Source organism: Bacillus cereus group sp. BfR-BA-01381 (assembly GCF_022663555.1).
In the GTDB taxonomy this organism is placed as follows: Bacteria; Bacillota; Bacilli; order Bacillales; family Bacillaceae_G; genus Bacillus_A; species Bacillus_A pacificus.
Genome location: NZ_JAKUFR010000008.1, coordinates 17,371 through 32,365, shown reverse-complemented (window position 1 = coordinate 32,365; position 14,995 = coordinate 17,371). Strand labels below are relative to the sequence as shown.

Sequence of the window (14,995 nt, the reverse complement as noted above, 5' to 3'; positions counted from 1 at the left end):
TATTCATTCTTGATTAATTAACCGACCAGTATATATAATTAATAGTGGAAGAGAAAAGGAAGGTGGGTTTTTATGAAAAAGCACCCGTTACATATGTTAGGGAGGCTTGTAGCAGGGAAGCATACGCAATGGATAACTTTATCGGTATGGATTCTTATTACATTAGTACTTTCATTTACGTTACCACAAGTAAACAGTACGAAAGAACCGAATCCGAAAAATTTACCTGAAACAGCTATGTCACAGCAAGCGGAAGCACTTATGAAAAAAGAGTTTCCGAATAATGCGGGGAATCCTTTGTTAGTAGTATGGTATAGGGATGGTGGATTACAGTCACAAGATTATAAACTGATACAAGACGTTTATAAAGAGTTAAAAGCTAGTCCTTTAAAGGAACAATCAACGTTACCACCATTTGATACCATCCCGGAACAAGTATTATCAAAAAGTGCATCACAAGATGGTACCTCATTTGTTACACCAGTATTCTTTAATAAATCGGCTGGAACAGATATATTAAAAGGAAATCTTGAAGATTTAAGAAAGATAGTGAATAGTAAGGTCGATGAAGATCCATTCAAACAAAAAATAAGTGACTCTGGTTTACATGTTCGATTATCTGGACCTGTAGGTATTCAAACAGATGCAGTTAGTTTATTTAGTCAAGCAGATGTGAAATTGTTAGTTGCTACTGTATTACTCGTATTGGTTCTATTAATTTTACTGTACCGTTCACCAATTTTAGCAATTTTACCTTTACTTGTTGTTGGCTTTGCATACGGTATTATTAGTCCGACACTTGGTTTTTTAGCTGATCACGGATGGATTAAAGTAGATGCACAGGCGATATCAATTATGACTGTACTATTGTTTGGTGCTGGGACGGATTATTGTCTATTTTTAATTTCGAGATATCGAGAATACTTGCTAGAAGAAGAAAGTAAGTATAAGGCGCTACAACTTGCAATTAAAGCTTCTGGCGGGGCAATAATAATGAGTGCGTTAACTGTTGTACTTGGGTTAGGAACATTATTACTTGCTCATTATGGTGCCTTTCATCGATTTGCAGTGCCATTTAGTGTTGCTGTATTCATAATGGGAATTGCTGCTTTAACAATTTTACCAGCGTTATTATTAATTTTCGGTAGAGCTGCATTCTTCCCGTTTATACCGAGAACCGCTTCGATGAATGAGGAATTTACAAGAAAGAAAAAGAGAGTCGTAAAAGTTAAAAAATCAAAAGGCGCCTTTAGTAAAAAACTTGGAGATGTGGTAGTACGAAGACCGTGGACAATCATTATGCTCACTGTATTTGTATTAGGTGGATTGGCTTCATATGTACCACGTATTCAATACACATATGACCTATTAGAATCGTTTCCAAAAGATATGCCTTCACGCGAAGGGTTTACGTTAATTAGTGATCATTTTTCAGCTGGTGAATTAGCGCCAGTAAAAGTTGTTGTTGATACGAAAGGAAAAGAGCTTCCTATTAAACAAGAACTCGAGAAGTTTTCTTTCGTAAAAACAGTGAAAGATCCAAAAGAGGGGAAAGAAAATAAGCAAATTAAAATGTATGAGGTTTCTTTAGCTGAAAATCCATACTCCATTGAAGCGTTAGATCAAATTCCTAAATTGAAAAACAGTGTAGAAAAAGTATTAAAAAATGCTGGGGTTAGTAATGCAGAAGAACAACTATGGATTGGCGGAGAAACAGCGTCATTATATGATACTAAGCAAATTACGGAACGTGATGAAGCAGTTATCATTCCAGTAATGATTAGTATTATAGCTTTACTATTACTTGTTTACTTACGATCGATTGTTGCGATGATTTATTTAATTGTAACTGTTGTATTATCATTTTTCTCTGCATTAGGAGCAGGATGGATATTACTTCACTTCGGTATGGGAGCACCGGCCATTCAAGGCGCAATACCGTTATATGCATTTGTATTTTTAGTTGCTTTAGGTGAAGATTATAATATCTTTATGGTTTCAGAAATATGGAAAAACAGAAAGACACAAAATCATTTGGATGCAGTAAAAAATGGGGTTATACAAACAGGTAGTGTCATTACATCAGCAGGTTTAATTTTAGCAGGAACTTTTGCGGTATTAGGTACACTTCCAATTCAAGTTCTTGTTCAATTTGGTATTGTAACTGCAATTGGTGTATTACTAGATACGTTTATTGTAAGACCATTACTTGTACCAGCAATAACAGTTGTTTTAGGTCGCTTTGCTTTTTGGCCAGGGAAACTTTCGAGAAAGAGTGAAGAGATACAAAAAGTGGATGCATAGTTGAAAAAGCCAAGGATATTTTCCTTGGCTTTTTTCAATGTAATTAATTTTTTGAAGTCAAATCATCAGATGTAGTATGATCAGCATCTTCAATAGCAGTTTCTGGCATTCCATATAAGCCGTTCATTGCTTGTTCTTCGATAGTAAGATTTGCAGTATTATTATTTTGAATAGATGTAGCGTTTTCGATAATATTTTCTTTTTTATTTATATTTTTGTTATTCATGTATGAATCCTCCAAATTTCATTTGATTTATTTATAGTATGTGGTTGGATTTCAAGAAATATGTGAATAGATTTTTGCAGACGTTATATAATTAAATAAAAACTTGAGGATAAATTTAAATTGTAAGGAGTGAATAGGTGTGGTGAAAACAAGAAAGTTAGCCTTCTAAAATAAAATGACATTTTAGGAGGCTATTAAAATGAGGTTTCATATAATTGACAGAGAAAACTGGAATAGAGAGCAGTATTTTGAACATTATCTAAAGTTGAAATGTACATTTAGTATGACTGTGAATGTTGATATCACAAGGTTATTAAAGGAATTACATCAAAAGGGAATAAAATTTTATCCCGTTTTTATATACTTAATTTCTAAAGTAGTAAATAATCATAAAGAATTTCGAACATCTTTTAATGATGAAGGAGCTTTAGGATATTGGGAGGAAATGATCCCAAGTTATACAATCTTTCATAAAGATGATAAATCTTTTTCAAGTATATGGACGGATTATTCTAGTGATTTTCACATTTTCTATAAAAACTATGAAGAGGATATGAGGTTGTATATTAATGTTCATGGTCTCTTCACGAAAGAAAACATTCCTCCCAATGTTTTTCCGATTTCTAGCATACCTTGGGCTAGTTTTACTGGATTTAATCTAAATATTAATAATGAGGGTGATTTTCTATTACCAATTATAACTTGTGGGAAATATTTTAACGAAGAGAATAAGGTTATGTTACCAGTTTCATTGCAAGTACATCATTCGGTTTGTGATGGGTATCATGCAAGTCGATTCCTAGAGGATTTACAGCAACTAATTAGTAATTGTAACAAATGGCTTAAGTAATTATTATTTTTTAATGAGAATAAGTTTTGATATTTAATAGATAAAGTAGAAAATAAAAAGAAGAGCATCTGTATATTTTACAGATGTTTTTCTTTTTATACATGTATATTATTTTTTTTGGTGGAAAATATAGATGTATTCGTAGTTTAATAGAAGAGAGATTAATAGTTTGAAGTTTCTCTATTTTTAAATAAATACAAAAGTTGAATGATTTATCGGTTTTAATAGGAGGGGAAAGTAGAATGGAATTTTTACGTATTGAAAATGATGAGGTTTTAATCAATAATATGGCACAGTTATATTGTAAAGCATTAGAGAAAACAAATTTCAATGAAATGATTGAGCGAATGAAAAGACATGTAGAATATACAGATTTTAAAGGTATAGTAGCAATAAATGATGAAAATGAAGTGGTTGGTTTTACTTATGGTTATCGCTCATTAGAAGGACAGTACTATAATCAATTAATGAGAGAAGCGTTGAATCTAGAGCAAGTAGAAGAGTGGTTACAAGATTGTTTTGAATTTGTAGAGTTAGCAGTTCATCCACAATATCAAAATGAAGGTCTTGGAACAAAATTACATAATGAATTACTAAAAGGGATTTCAAATAGAACGAGTGTTTTAACAACGCAAATAAATAATGAAAAAGCGCGTTCGTTATATGAAAGATTAGAGTGGGTAAATATATTGGAGCCATTCCATCCAAGTAAAAATGATGTTCCATATATAATAATGGGAAAAACATTAAAAACAAAAGTGAATTGATAATTATTTTGTTCGCAAAGGTTATTATCTTGTAATAATAAAGGGGAAAACAAAAATGACAATAATATCTATAGAAAAAGCGACTATTGTAGATGCTGAAAAATTAACAGAAATAATGACAAGAACATTTGATGAAGAAGCAAAACGATGGCTATGTGGTCAAGGTAATGTTATTGACTATAACATCCAACCACCAGGTTATTCTTCAGTAGAAATGATGAGATATTCAATTGAAGAATTGGATTGTTACAAAGTGATAATGGATGGAAAAATAATCGGGGGAATTATAGTTACGATCTCAGGTAAATCATATGGCCGAATTGATCGTATTTTTGTAGAGCCTGTTTATCAAGGAAAAGGAATTGGATCAAATGTTATTAAATTAATAGAAGCGGAATATCCAAGTATAAGGATTTGGGATCTCGAAACATCGAGTAGACAAATTAATAATCACCATTTTTATAAAAAGATGGGCTACCAAACAATTTTTGAATCAGAAGATGAGTATTGTTACGTGAAAAGAATAGGGACGAGCTCAAACAAAGAAACTGTATTTAAAAATAAAGATATGAAAAATAGCCAATACGAAAACTGTAATTTGGTTAATACAGAATATTATCAAGTAAATTTAAAAAATAGTGCATTTGTTGGTAGTAATATAATGCATATGAATATGAGTAATTGTAATGTAAGTCAATCTAAGTTTAGAAATATAAACTTTAAAAGATCTTTATTTGCAGATTTAAATCTTTCCGGTAGTAAATTTAATTTGGTGACATTAGGTGGAGTGCAATTCAACAATACAAGTCTTGGAGAAGATAATTATCCTATTTCATTTAATAGATGTGATTTAGAAGGTAGTACGATAAGTAATAGTAATCTAAAAAATATGGAAATAGAAAATTGTGATATAACCGGTATGAAAATAAATGGTATTCCAATTGAAAAACTGCTTGCGTTATATAATAAAGTAAAAATTTAACCGGTATATAATGTAGATAAGTTGTTCGAAAATCTAATATTATACCGAAATAATTATGTAAAAATAACATAAAGAAATAAAGGAGAGAAGGGGGTTCATGCAGGAGGATAGAAAATAGTATTGTTATGAATATGGAGGGAAGAAAATATGACGATCAAAGTAAGAGCGGTAGAAATACAAGATGCTAGAGCGATTCACCGTATATGCATACAAGATGACGTTTTACCTTATATGGTTTTCTTACCTAGCATGCGTGTAGATGCGATGGAAAATAGAATTCGAAATTTAGCTTCAAATCAATTTGAATTTGTTGCAGAGTATGATGGGGAAGTTGTAGGATTTGTTGGGCTAACCCAAAGTCCTGGACGTAGATCTCATTCGGGTGATTTGTTTATCGGGGTAGATAGTGAATATCATAATAAAGGCATTGGAAAAGCTCTTCTTACAAAAATACTTGATTTGGCTGATAATTGGTTAATGTTAGAGAGAGTAGAACTAGGTGTTTTAGAAACGAATCCGAAAGCGAAATCTCTATATGAAAAATTCGGATTTGTAGAAGAGGGAGTAAAGATAGGGAATTTGAAGGCTCACGGAAAGTTTATTAATGAAATTATGATGAGTCGTTTTAGACCTGACGGTTTAATCGTACATAATGGATAGTGAAAGCATGACAGTATAATGTCATGCTTTTTTGAAAAATTCTTTGTTATAGTATATTGTTTTTATATTTGTAAGATTTTACATACGTATTTTGCTTTTACTAATTATGTAAATAGGCTATACTAAAATACATACATTTTAGTATTGGAGAGAGAAGTAAAAAGACATGGAATTAGTAAAATTGGAAAAAGTAATTGAAATAAAGAAAGAAGAACTTTTATATTTAGTATCGGATTACGGAATTCAACATGAAAAAGTATTGGCATTAAGTCAAGAAATAGACAAATTGATTAATTACTTTATGTTTTTAAAATAGGAAGAACTATGACATGATGTGAAAATGTTATAGTTCTTTTTTATTTGGAAATTCAGATGTATATTCTATATACTGATAATAGATGGAATATTCTGTTTTGTCGGAGGGGAATATATGATATTACATACACACATTTCGGGTGAAGGAGAACCAATTATACTTTTACACTCTGGAGGTATGACAGGTTTAGTAGAATATGAAGAGCAGGCAGCACTTTTTGGAGAACAAAATTATCAAGCCATTCGCCCTGATTTAAGAGGGCATGGAAGATCAGGGGGGACATTGGAGAATTATTTCCTACGTTCTGTTAAGGATTTGCGTGATACGTTAGAGCATTTACAAATTGATAGATGTCATATAGCTGGTGTTTCACTAGGAGGATTAGTCGCTTTATTATTTGCAAAAAAGTATCCAGAGAAAGTGAGAACATTAACTTTTTCAGGTATATTTCCAGTTAAGAGGGATAATTGGGAAGAGTCATTGGAGTATGAAGCGAAGTGTCATCAGCAATTGATGAAAAATGAAGAAGTTGTAACGTATATGAATCAAATTCATGAAAAAAGTGATTGGAAAGCATTGCTTGAATCGTGGCAAGTTAAAGATTGGTACCCTTTCGATGAAACTGGTGATGTAGTGAATCTTCAAATACCTACACTTTGTATTGCTGGGGGAGATTCAGAAGATGAAGTTACAGCTGCTACAACGTTCAAACAATTAAACGGAAATATTCATATTGCCGTTATTCCGTTTGCTGGTCATTTAGTGCATAATAATCAACCGAAAATTTATTCGGATATATTGTCTAATTTCTTACAGAATGCGCAAGTTGCTAGTCGAATATAAGGATTTTTGGGTATAATAATAAAGGAATTATTAATTGTATCGGTTAGGAGCGCAATACATATGAAAACAGTTGTTGTTATCGGTGGAGGTATAACAGGACTTTCTACTATGTTTTATTTAGAAAAATTAAAAAAGGATTATAGTATAGATTTGAATTTAATTCTTGTAGAAAAAGAAGAGTACCTAGGTGGTAAAATCCATAGTGTAGAAGAAAAGGATTTTATTATGGAATCCGGAGCAGATTCTATCGTTGCTCGTAATGAACATGTCATGCCGCTTATAAAGGATTTAAATTTAGAAGAAGAAATGGTGTATAACGAAACGGGTATTTCTTACATATATTCTGATAATACTTTACATCCAATTCCTTCTGATACTATATTTGGGATACCGATGAGTGTCCAGTCGTTGTTTAGCAGTACGCTAGTATCAACGAAAGGGAAAATTGTTGCTTTAAAAGATTTCATAACGAAAAATAAAGAGTTTACGAAGGATACTTCTCTTGCTGTATTTTTAGAAAGCTTTTTAGGGAAAGAGTTAGTAGAAAGACAAATTGCTCCGGTGCTTTCAGGTGTATATTCCGGAAAATTGAATGAGCTTACTATGGCGTCTACACTACCGTATTTACTGAATTATAAAAATAAATATGGAAGTATTATTAAAGGTTTTGAAGAGAATAAAAAACAGTTTCAATCAGCAGGAAATAAAAAGTTCGTATCATTTAAAGGTGGATTATCTACGATTATTGATCGTTTAGAAGAAGTGCTGACTGAGACGGTTGTTAAGAAGGGTGTTGTAACGACAGCTGTAAGTAAACAAGGTAATCGTTATGAAGTCTCCTTTGCAAATCAAGAATCAATCCAAGCTGATTATGTTGTTTTAGCAGCTCCGCATGATATCGCAGAAACTTTATTACAGTCTAATGAGTTAAACGAGCAGTTTCATACATTTAAAAATTCATCACTTATAAGTATTTACTTAGGATTTGATATACTAGATGAACAATTACCAGCGGACGGCACAGGATTTATCGTAACAGAAAACAGTGATTTACATTGTGATGCTTGTACATGGACAAGTCGGAAGTGGAAACATACATCTGGAAACCAAAAGCTATTAGTGAGAATGTTTTATAAGAGCACTAACCCAGTATATGAAACGATTAAAAATTATAATGAAGAAGAACTAGTACGAGTCGCTTTATATGATATTGAAAAGAGTCTCAGAATTAAAGGTGAACCAGAAGTAGTTGAAGTGACAAAATGGAAAGATTTAATGCCGAAATATCATTTAGAACATAATCAAGCAGTTCAAACATTACAAGAAAAAATGAAGGATCTATATCCTAATGTATACTTAGCGGGTGCCTCATATTACGGTGTCGGCATTGGTGCGTGTATTGGAAATGGAAAGAACACTGCAAATAAGCTAATTGCAACATTAAATGAACCGACAAATTAATATAGCATATATAAATAAAATGTCCCTCCGTTATATTGGAGGGACATTTTATTTATTTTACTTGAATTGAGATCTTTTGATTCGTTTTATGATTCTCAGTAATCGTTAATGTTATGTTACCGGATTCTTTAAATGAATATGATGAGAGTTGATAAAGCTCTTTTATACCATGTTTCTCTTTTAATTTATTGGCAGGAATTAATGTAATGTTCGGTTTCCATGTTTCCTGTTTACCAGAAGGATAGTTTACTATTATTTCTGGATTATTTAATTGCATTTGTTTCCAAGAGGCAAAATGTAGCTTAACTTCTGTATCTTTTTTTAGTAATTCTTCTGAGAAATATCCAAGCTCTCCAACATTACCGAAAACAGTAAAGTTTTGATTTTGAAGTGTGATATCTAAATGTTTAGGTTGATATGTTGCTGCGTGATAGATTCCATATGAAAGAGAAAGAGTAGCGGCGATTAAAATGCTGATTGAAAATGTTTTAAAGCTATTGCCTTTAAAACTAGTCATCATGAATGAGTTTGGGGCGAACTTTTTCGCAAATAAAAATATGAGTAATATGAGTAAGAGGGATAAGCTGATGAATATATACAAAGGAAATTTACACCTCCACAATAAAATAATGTATCAACTATATTTTACCATAAATGTATGGGGTAGGGTGTTGTTTTAGAAGGGAAAAGTGAGTATGGAATAAAGAGATGGTCAGTGTACTATGATCATCTCTTTATTTTTTCTCATCATGTGAAAGCAAGAAGGGTTACTCTTAGTTCGTATTGAATTAAGAGGGTAGGCTACTCTTGAAATATTTGATTAATGAGACATTGAGGACTTTCCTAATTATAAATATGTTTTCTGCTATAATGAATAAGTAGAAAGAAAGGAGTGATCCTATGGCATTTCCTATATTAGAAACAGAACGTTTGCGTTTAGTTGAAATAGAACAATCTTATTGTCAAAAAATATTTGAAATCTTTTCATTGGATGAGGTAACGTGTTTTTACGGTATGAATTCTTTTACGGAGTTTGGACAAGCTTCACGTATGATTGAATCTTTTTCAAAAAATTATTTTGAGAAAAAGGCAATACGATGGGGGATTGTATTAAAAGAAACAAATGCTTTAATAGGTACAATTGGATTAAATAATTTACAATTATGGAGTAAACGATCTGAAATTGGATATGACTTACATCCTCGTTATTGGGGGAATGGTTATGCGTCAGAAGCAGCCAGGGAAATTATTCATTATGGATTTCAAGATTTAGGCTTATTTAGAATTGGTGCTATTACATACCCTGAAAATGTTACTTCTTGTAAAATGTTATCTAAAATAGGCTTTCATAAAGAAGGGTTATTACGTGGATATATTCATCAAGGAAATAAGCAACATGATGCATTATTGTATTCTATAGTTCGAACGGATGTTGAAGTTATAAATTTATAATAAAAAACCCCTCTTAAATAAGAGGGGTTAAGTAAAAATTAACCTAACTTAGGTAATAAACGTTCTCCGCTTTTCATGCTACTTTTACATAAAGGGCATTTAGGCTCTTCTTCAAATGAAAAGTTCTTTCTCATCCATCCTAAACAATCCTCTGCTTCACATTCCCAGACAGGGGTTTGTTCTGGTGGTACTTCTGCTACATCGTTCTTTCGATTGCGATACATGTAACCACTCCTTTTATGTAAAAAATTTTAGTTATATATTAAAAAGGTTGTTAACCGTGCTGGTAACAACCTTTTTATTGTTTGAATTATAGCTTTACAACGTTTTTAGCTTGAGGTCCACGGTTACCGTCTTCAACTTCGAAGCTAACTTCTTGACCTTCGTCAAGAGATTTGAAGCCGTCGCCAGTGATAGCTGAGAAGTGAACGAATACGTCGTTGCCACCTTCAACTTCGATGAAACCGAAACCTTTTTCGCTGTTAAACCATTTTACTTTACCTGTTAATGTCATGGTAATGCCTCCTAAAAATTAAAAAGATTACAATATGTTCGGCCTTATTTGAATGAAAAATAAAATTTCACATATTATCAAAAACCCATAAGGAATATAAAATGTTCCTGATTGATACTTGATAATATGCAAAGAAAAGATACTGTTAAATTGACCTTAATTACTATCTTACAACAAATGGTGGGAAATAGCAAGTGCTGGTAATACCAGTGTGAAATAGGATGGTAAAAGACACAAAAACATCTCTTTTATTTATATATTATTCCTAATTTTGGTTTATGCTAAACTAAGAACATTTTTATTGGAAAATTTTATTAGTGAATCTATAGTATAAGAATAGTGTTGATGTATTTGTTAAGGAGGCGAGAATATTGCAGTCTAATCAATTTAAAATAATTGAAGCAGCCAAAGAAGGAAGAAGAAAAGTTCATCCAGTATTTGCTGTTATACTTGCAATTGTATTTTTAACTTTAGGTGAATTGTTCATGTTATTTATGTTGTTTTTACCGAAAGCAGAAACGCTTTTAATGAAAGCAATTTATAGTGATATTGAAATGATATTGACGTTTGGCGGAGCTATATTTTTTGTTTTTTTATGGATTAGATTTGTAGAGAAAAGATCAATTTCATCCATTGGATTTTGGAGAAATCAGTGGATAAGAAAATATTTAAGAGGTGCATTAATAGGTTTTGTTTTTATTTCAATACCAGTCATGCTACTTTTATTAACTGGAAATGTACAACTACAAATGCAACACATTACACCAACCGCTATACTTGGAATTGTGGGATCTTTAGTTGCTTTTTTAATACAAGGTGCAACAGAAGAAATTGTTGTTCGGGGTTGGTTATTTCCAGTTCTTTCTGTTAGAAGTCGTATATGGGTCGGTATTGTTGTAACTTCATTTTTATTTGGTTTTCTTCATTTACTAAATCCAGGTATTACAATTCTTTCAATATCGAATATAATATTAGTTGGTGCGTTTGCAGCTTTTTACGTTTTGAAAGACAGTAGTCTTTGGGGGATATGCGCATGGCATTCCATTTGGAATTGGGCACAATATAACGTATTTGGTTTTGCAGTTAGTGGGATGACAATGTATTCTACACCAATTTTTAACCCTGTAACAAGTGGATCGGAATTCCTTCATGGAGGCTCGTTCGGAATTGAAGGGAGTATCATTACAACAATAATGCTCTCCATCGCTTCAATTGTTTTATGGAAACAGTTATGGGGGAGAAAAGCGAAACAACGAGATTTTAGTTAATGAAAGAGGGAGAAACTATGGGGATTATAGCGTTTGAGGGAGCAAGTGCGGTTGGTAAGAGCACAACGTGTCTTGAGTTAGAAAAGAATTATGGTGCTTATATTATACCTGAAGTGAATTTATTATTTGAAAGACCAAAAAATGAACATAGAACATGGTATTTTGAAAAACAAGTAGAGCGCTGGAAAATAGCAATGCAGAAGTCAGAGCAATATAAATTAATAATACTTGATGGAGACATTTATCAGCCGCTTAGTTATAATTGGTGTTTCCATTTTGAAATATTTGATCAGCCATTATCTTTAATAGAAAACTTTTATAAAGAAAAGCTGATTAATAGGGAAATTGGTTTTCCTGATCAATATTTTTATTTATATACGAATGATGAAGAACTTAGAAAACGGAAAGAATTTGACGAGACAAAAAGAAGAAGAAACTTTGAAAAACATTTACATATATCAAAATCGTTTCAACGTTATTATGAAAATTTAAATACCGTTACAGACGGGTACTGCAAAATAATTGAAGCGAAAAGTGTAAAAACGAATGAACTAGAAATTGTAAATAACTTAAACATTTTGCATGTGTGTGAAGAGAGTCGTTTTGATGTTTCGAGGTTAGATGCGATTACGAAGTGGTTAAAAGAAAATCGCGCGTAAAAAGAACGAGTACCTTATAAGGTACTCGTTCTTTTTATGCATATTGAATATGTAAGTTCGTTTCATAAATTGTTTTTAAAATTTGTAAGTTTGCTTGTTCATTTTTCTGAATAGCATTTTTATATTTAGGTAAGAAGAGTTGAGAAGGATAAACTGGGAGTTCACCGCAAATATCAATACCATAGATAGATTTATTCATAATTAGAGAATGAATAAATTGTAAAAGTCTAGATAATTTCATGTGCCCTTGATCCCAATTGGTAATAGTAACTTTTGGATCTAAAACATCCTTATCAATGCTTACATATATTGTTTCTGTATGAATATGTGAAAGTATTACATGTATGGATACTTCATGTGATATATCAATCGGAAAAACTTCTACGTATGGACAATCATTAGAATGAATTGTTAGAGAAGAAGGTCCAATAATGATTACCTTCGTTAAATTATCATTATTTCGAAGAGAAAATGATACCCAAGATCCACAGGAAATAAGAGTCTGTTCATTCACTCCCTTTAAGTTCATATCAGTATGATGATCAAATAGTATAAGGGTAAAAGGTTTGTCCATTTCTTCTAATAATAAATAAGATACATAATGATAATTTCCAGATCCTATAAAAGTAATCCCTTTATTCTTTCTACGATTTAATGCTCTTTTTATATGCATTAAAGAAGTGTTTTCGCAATATAGATTTGAGTGTTCTAAATGAGTAAAATCAATATCTTCATGTGAATAAGAATGTAGTTTATTTTGTAATAAATACGTATCATCAAAGTTTAAAAAAGTTAAACCGTTATGCAATAAACTCATATTTATTCATCTCCTTTAAATATAAGGCTATCATTTATTTTTATAAAATTAAAATGAAATGCTTTGAGTGGAATTAATATTTGGAAAAGATAGTGATTTTAACAGAATAATCTTTCAATTAAAAAAGAAAAGGAATACAATATAAGGAAATATGTATGTACTTCAGGAAATGAAAAATATGTAACAAATGGAAATGATATTTGAAATTAAATTGAGACAAAAAGAAAGTTGAGATTAACTATCCGCAGAAGCTCTGGTGATCCAAAAAAATAACCAATATTTCGAATTATCATTTGTGAAAGGAGAATAAAGCTAAGTATGAAAAAGATTATTATTTCAGATCTTGATGGTACTTTATTAAGAAGTGACAAAACAATTTCAGAGAAATCTATTAATATTTTAAGGGAATGTAAAAATAATGGGGACGAATTAATTTTTGCTACAGCAAGGCCGCCAAGAGCTATAAAACAATATATTCCCAACGTGTTAAAAAGTGAGATTATCATTTGTTATAACGGGGCTTTAGTTCTTAAAGGCAATGATATTTTATATGAAATGAAGATTTCTAAAAATGACATTTTAGAAATCATAGAAATAGCAACAAAGTATAATCTTCATCAGATTTGTCTTGAAATAGGTGATAAGTTGTATTCCAATTTTGATGTTACTGATTATTTTGGTAATGTACCATGTGAAATTATGGATGTAAGAGATTTGAACTTTGAAAAAGCTTCTAAAGCAATTATTTGTACTAAAGGTTCAATAAACAAGGAATTCATTAAAGAATTGCCTGATGAATGCAGGGGAGTCATTACAGATGATGGGACATTGTGTCAAATTATGCATGCAGAAGTTTCAAAATGGAATAGTATTCAATATGTTCTACAGCACTTAAATCGAGACGTATCTGAAGTTATTGCCTTTGGAGATGACTACAATGATATGGAGATGATAGAGAAATGTGGGATTGGTGTAGCGATGAGTAACGCTGTTGAGGAATTAAGGGCAGTCGCTAAATATATTGCTAAAAGTAACGATGAGGATGGAGTTGCTACATTTTTAGAAAGTAAAAGTTATGTTTATGTTAACTAGTATGAAAAAAATTGTAGTAAGCAGCGAAAAAAAAGAGATGCTGCATCTGTTTTTGATAAATAGATATTATGAATGAGATATGCGGGAGGAAACAAGCAAGATGAAAACATTCTTTAAAATAATTGGAATTATAGCTGGCATGGCGGTAATTGGAGTAGGTTTAACATATGGTATGCTGTATTATTTGAATAATAGTAAACCAGCTGCGAAAAAGGCATCACCAGCTGCTCCTGCAGCAGAAGTGCTGGCTGATAGTAATGTAAAAGCTGAAGATGCAAAGCTTTTAGAAAATGGCAATCATTCATTACCGAATAGCGGTTTTAATAAAAATTTTAAATGGACAGATGAGAACATACAGACAGCATTACATGAAATGGCACATCAAAAAACGAAGGCTGATCAAAAATGGGGGTATATTTTTATTACACAAGAAAGAATTGAAAGTTTGCTTGATATTGTAAAAAGTAATGATCTAGTACAAGGAACTACATATGCAGACATTTTAGAGAGATGGAAACAAGGAAAATATGAAAAGATGGATGAGGATCATAATAAGATTTGGAAATTACAAAGCGGGAATTTAGGAGAAGGAAAAGGAGTAATGTCAGAAGCGGAACAAAAAGAGTTAATTAATCAAGTGTTTATGCAAAAAGGTACATATTCAGGTAGTAAATTAATTGCAGGTGGAGAACAGACTAATAAATAAGAAGTATGTTGATTTTGAAACACCTTTGTTGTTATGCATACAAAGGTGTTTTTGTTGACACAAGAAATAAATGGGAAT

Annotated in this window: 18 protein-coding genes; 13 read left to right on the top strand and 5 right to left on the bottom strand. The window is 31.5% G+C overall.

The window, feature by feature from the left end; genetic code table 11:
• Window positions 1–72: 72 nt before the first annotated feature.
• Window positions 73–2,304: an MMPL family transporter gene (locus tag MR079_RS04500; RefSeq protein ID WP_242293614.1), complete on the top strand. Its 2,232-nt coding sequence runs from the start codon at window positions 73–75 to the stop codon at window positions 2,302–2,304.
• 43 nt (window positions 2,305–2,347) lie between these two features.
• Here the strand turns inward: MR079_RS04500 and MR079_RS04495 are convergent, their stop codons facing one another.
• Complete coding sequence (locus MR079_RS04495) at window positions 2,348–2,530, bottom strand: DUF4021 domain-containing protein (RefSeq protein WP_242293613.1); 183 nt, start codon at window positions 2,528–2,530, stop codon at window positions 2,348–2,350.
• 199 nt (window positions 2,531–2,729) lie between these two features.
• On the opposite strand from MR079_RS04495, the gene catA reads away from it, so the two are divergent.
• The 7 genes from catA to MR079_RS04460 all read left to right on the top strand — a co-directional run bounded on the left by catA (window position 2,730) and on the right by MR079_RS04460 (window position 8,409).
• A complete protein-coding gene (gene catA / locus MR079_RS04490; RefSeq protein ID WP_242293612.1) occupies window positions 2,730–3,380 on the top strand; it encodes a type A chloramphenicol O-acetyltransferase in 651 nt (216 codons plus the stop codon).
• A 242-nt stretch (window positions 3,381–3,622) separates the two neighbouring features.
• On the top strand, window positions 3,623–4,147 hold the full coding sequence (locus tag MR079_RS04485; protein ID WP_139867160.1) for a GNAT family N-acetyltransferase: 525 nt from the start codon (window positions 3,623–3,625) through the stop codon (window positions 4,145–4,147).
• Between the two features lie 55 nt (window positions 4,148–4,202).
• The gene (locus MR079_RS04480) at window positions 4,203–5,129 is read left to right on the top strand and encodes a GNAT family N-acetyltransferase (protein ID WP_242293611.1); all 927 of its coding nucleotides are present in this window, start codon (window positions 4,203–4,205) and stop codon (window positions 5,127–5,129) included.
• A 147-nt stretch (window positions 5,130–5,276) separates the two neighbouring features.
• Window positions 5,277–5,789, top strand: coding sequence for a GNAT family N-acetyltransferase (locus MR079_RS04475; RefSeq protein WP_242293610.1), 513 nt, complete (start codon window positions 5,277–5,279; stop codon window positions 5,787–5,789).
• Window positions 5,790–5,955: 166 nt separating this feature from the next.
• Window positions 5,956–6,105, top strand: a complete 150-nt coding sequence (locus MR079_RS04470; RefSeq protein WP_000424361.1) for an aspartyl-phosphate phosphatase Spo0E family protein — start codon at window positions 5,956–5,958, stop codon at window positions 6,103–6,105.
• A gap of 114 nt (window positions 6,106–6,219) precedes the next feature.
• Window positions 6,220–6,948, top strand: a complete 729-nt coding sequence (locus MR079_RS04465) for an alpha/beta fold hydrolase (protein ID WP_242293609.1) — start codon at window positions 6,220–6,222, stop codon at window positions 6,946–6,948.
• A gap of 60 nt (window positions 6,949–7,008) precedes the next feature.
• Entirely contained in the window at window positions 7,009–8,409 is a 1,401-nt protein-coding gene (locus MR079_RS04460) for a protoporphyrinogen oxidase (RefSeq protein ID WP_242293608.1), read from the top strand.
• A 52-nt stretch (window positions 8,410–8,461) separates the two neighbouring features.
• On the opposite strand, the gene MR079_RS04455 is transcribed toward MR079_RS04460, so the two are convergent.
• Window positions 8,462–9,010 carry a hypothetical protein gene (locus tag MR079_RS04455; RefSeq protein ID WP_046646963.1) on the bottom strand — a complete coding sequence of 183 codons (549 nt, stop codon included), beginning with the start codon at window positions 9,008–9,010 and terminating at the stop codon, window positions 8,462–8,464.
• Window positions 9,011–9,309: 299 nt separating this feature from the next.
• On the opposite strand from MR079_RS04455, the gene MR079_RS04450 reads away from it, so the two are divergent.
• On the top strand, window positions 9,310–9,861 hold the full coding sequence (locus MR079_RS04450; RefSeq protein WP_000885372.1) for a GNAT family N-acetyltransferase: 552 nt from the start codon (window positions 9,310–9,312) through the stop codon (window positions 9,859–9,861).
• Window positions 9,862–9,899: 38 nt separating this feature from the next.
• Here MR079_RS04450 and MR079_RS04445 read toward each other — a convergent pair whose 3' ends face one another.
• Entirely contained in the window at window positions 9,900–10,085 is a 186-nt protein-coding gene (locus tag MR079_RS04445; RefSeq protein WP_000286198.1) for a cold-shock protein, read from the bottom strand.
• A gap of 86 nt (window positions 10,086–10,171) precedes the next feature.
• Window positions 10,172–10,375 carry a cold-shock protein CspD gene (gene cspD, locus MR079_RS04440; RefSeq protein ID WP_000176368.1) on the bottom strand — a complete coding sequence of 68 codons (204 nt, stop codon included), beginning with the start codon at window positions 10,373–10,375 and terminating at the stop codon, window positions 10,172–10,174.
• Between the two features lie 371 nt (window positions 10,376–10,746).
• Here cspD and MR079_RS04435 point away from each other — a divergent pair, with 371 nt between their 5' ends.
• Window positions 10,747–11,643, top strand: a complete 897-nt coding sequence (locus tag MR079_RS04435) for a CPBP family intramembrane glutamic endopeptidase (protein WP_242293607.1) — start codon at window positions 10,747–10,749, stop codon at window positions 11,641–11,643.
• The gene (locus MR079_RS04430) at window positions 11,643–12,302 is read left to right on the top strand and encodes a nucleoside/nucleotide kinase family protein (RefSeq protein ID WP_242293606.1); all 660 of its coding nucleotides are present in this window, start codon (window positions 11,643–11,645) and stop codon (window positions 12,300–12,302) included. The genes MR079_RS04435 and MR079_RS04430 overlap by 1 nt, the downstream gene beginning before the upstream one ends.
• 34 nt (window positions 12,303–12,336) lie before the next feature.
• Here the strand turns inward: MR079_RS04430 and MR079_RS04425 are convergent, their stop codons facing one another.
• Window positions 12,337–13,119, bottom strand: a complete 783-nt coding sequence (locus MR079_RS04425) for an arginase family protein (protein WP_242293605.1) — start codon at window positions 13,117–13,119, stop codon at window positions 12,337–12,339.
• Between the two features lie 318 nt (window positions 13,120–13,437).
• Here MR079_RS04425 and MR079_RS04420 point away from each other — a divergent pair, with 318 nt between their 5' ends.
• Window positions 13,438–14,211: an HAD family hydrolase gene (locus MR079_RS04420; RefSeq protein WP_139867145.1), complete on the top strand. Its 774-nt coding sequence runs from the start codon at window positions 13,438–13,440 to the stop codon at window positions 14,209–14,211.
• Window positions 14,212–14,311: 100 nt separating this feature from the next.
• Window positions 14,312–14,917 carry a PRK06770 family protein gene (locus MR079_RS04415; RefSeq protein WP_016717482.1) on the top strand — a complete coding sequence of 202 codons (606 nt, stop codon included), beginning with the start codon at window positions 14,312–14,314 and terminating at the stop codon, window positions 14,915–14,917.
• The last annotated feature ends 78 nt before the right edge of the window (window positions 14,918–14,995 follow it).

Coding starts and splice junctions, on each gene's coding strand:
- MR079_RS04500 (WP_242293614.1), top strand. CDS start 73: ATGAAAAAGCACCCGTTACATATGTTAGGGAGGCTTGTAGCAGGGAAG.
- MR079_RS04495 (WP_242293613.1), bottom strand. CDS start 2,530: ATGAATAACAAAAATATAAATAAAAAAGAAAATATTATCGAAAACGCT.
- catA (WP_242293612.1), top strand. CDS start 2,730: ATGAGGTTTCATATAATTGACAGAGAAAACTGGAATAGAGAGCAGTAT.
- MR079_RS04485 (WP_139867160.1), top strand. CDS start 3,623: ATGGAATTTTTACGTATTGAAAATGATGAGGTTTTAATCAATAATATG.
- MR079_RS04480 (WP_242293611.1), top strand. CDS start 4,203: ATGACAATAATATCTATAGAAAAAGCGACTATTGTAGATGCTGAAAAA.
- MR079_RS04475 (WP_242293610.1), top strand. CDS start 5,277: ATGACGATCAAAGTAAGAGCGGTAGAAATACAAGATGCTAGAGCGATT.
- MR079_RS04470 (WP_000424361.1), top strand. CDS start 5,956: ATGGAATTAGTAAAATTGGAAAAAGTAATTGAAATAAAGAAAGAAGAA.
- MR079_RS04465 (WP_242293609.1), top strand. CDS start 6,220: ATGATATTACATACACACATTTCGGGTGAAGGAGAACCAATTATACTT.
- MR079_RS04460 (WP_242293608.1), top strand. CDS start 7,009: ATGAAAACAGTTGTTGTTATCGGTGGAGGTATAACAGGACTTTCTACT.
- MR079_RS04450 (WP_000885372.1), top strand. CDS start 9,310: ATGGCATTTCCTATATTAGAAACAGAACGTTTGCGTTTAGTTGAAATA.
- MR079_RS04445 (WP_000286198.1), bottom strand. CDS start 10,085: ATGTATCGCAATCGAAAGAACGATGTAGCAGAAGTACCACCAGAACAA.
- cspD (WP_000176368.1), bottom strand. CDS start 10,375: ATGACATTAACAGGTAAAGTAAAATGGTTTAACAGCGAAAAAGGTTTC.
- MR079_RS04430 (WP_242293606.1), top strand. CDS start 11,643: ATGAAAGAGGGAGAAACTATGGGGATTATAGCGTTTGAGGGAGCAAGT.
- MR079_RS04425 (WP_242293605.1), bottom strand. CDS start 13,119: ATGAGTTTATTGCATAACGGTTTAACTTTTTTAAACTTTGATGATACG.
- MR079_RS04420 (WP_139867145.1), top strand. CDS start 13,438: ATGAAAAAGATTATTATTTCAGATCTTGATGGTACTTTATTAAGAAGT.
- MR079_RS04415 (WP_016717482.1), top strand. CDS start 14,312: ATGAAAACATTCTTTAAAATAATTGGAATTATAGCTGGCATGGCGGTA.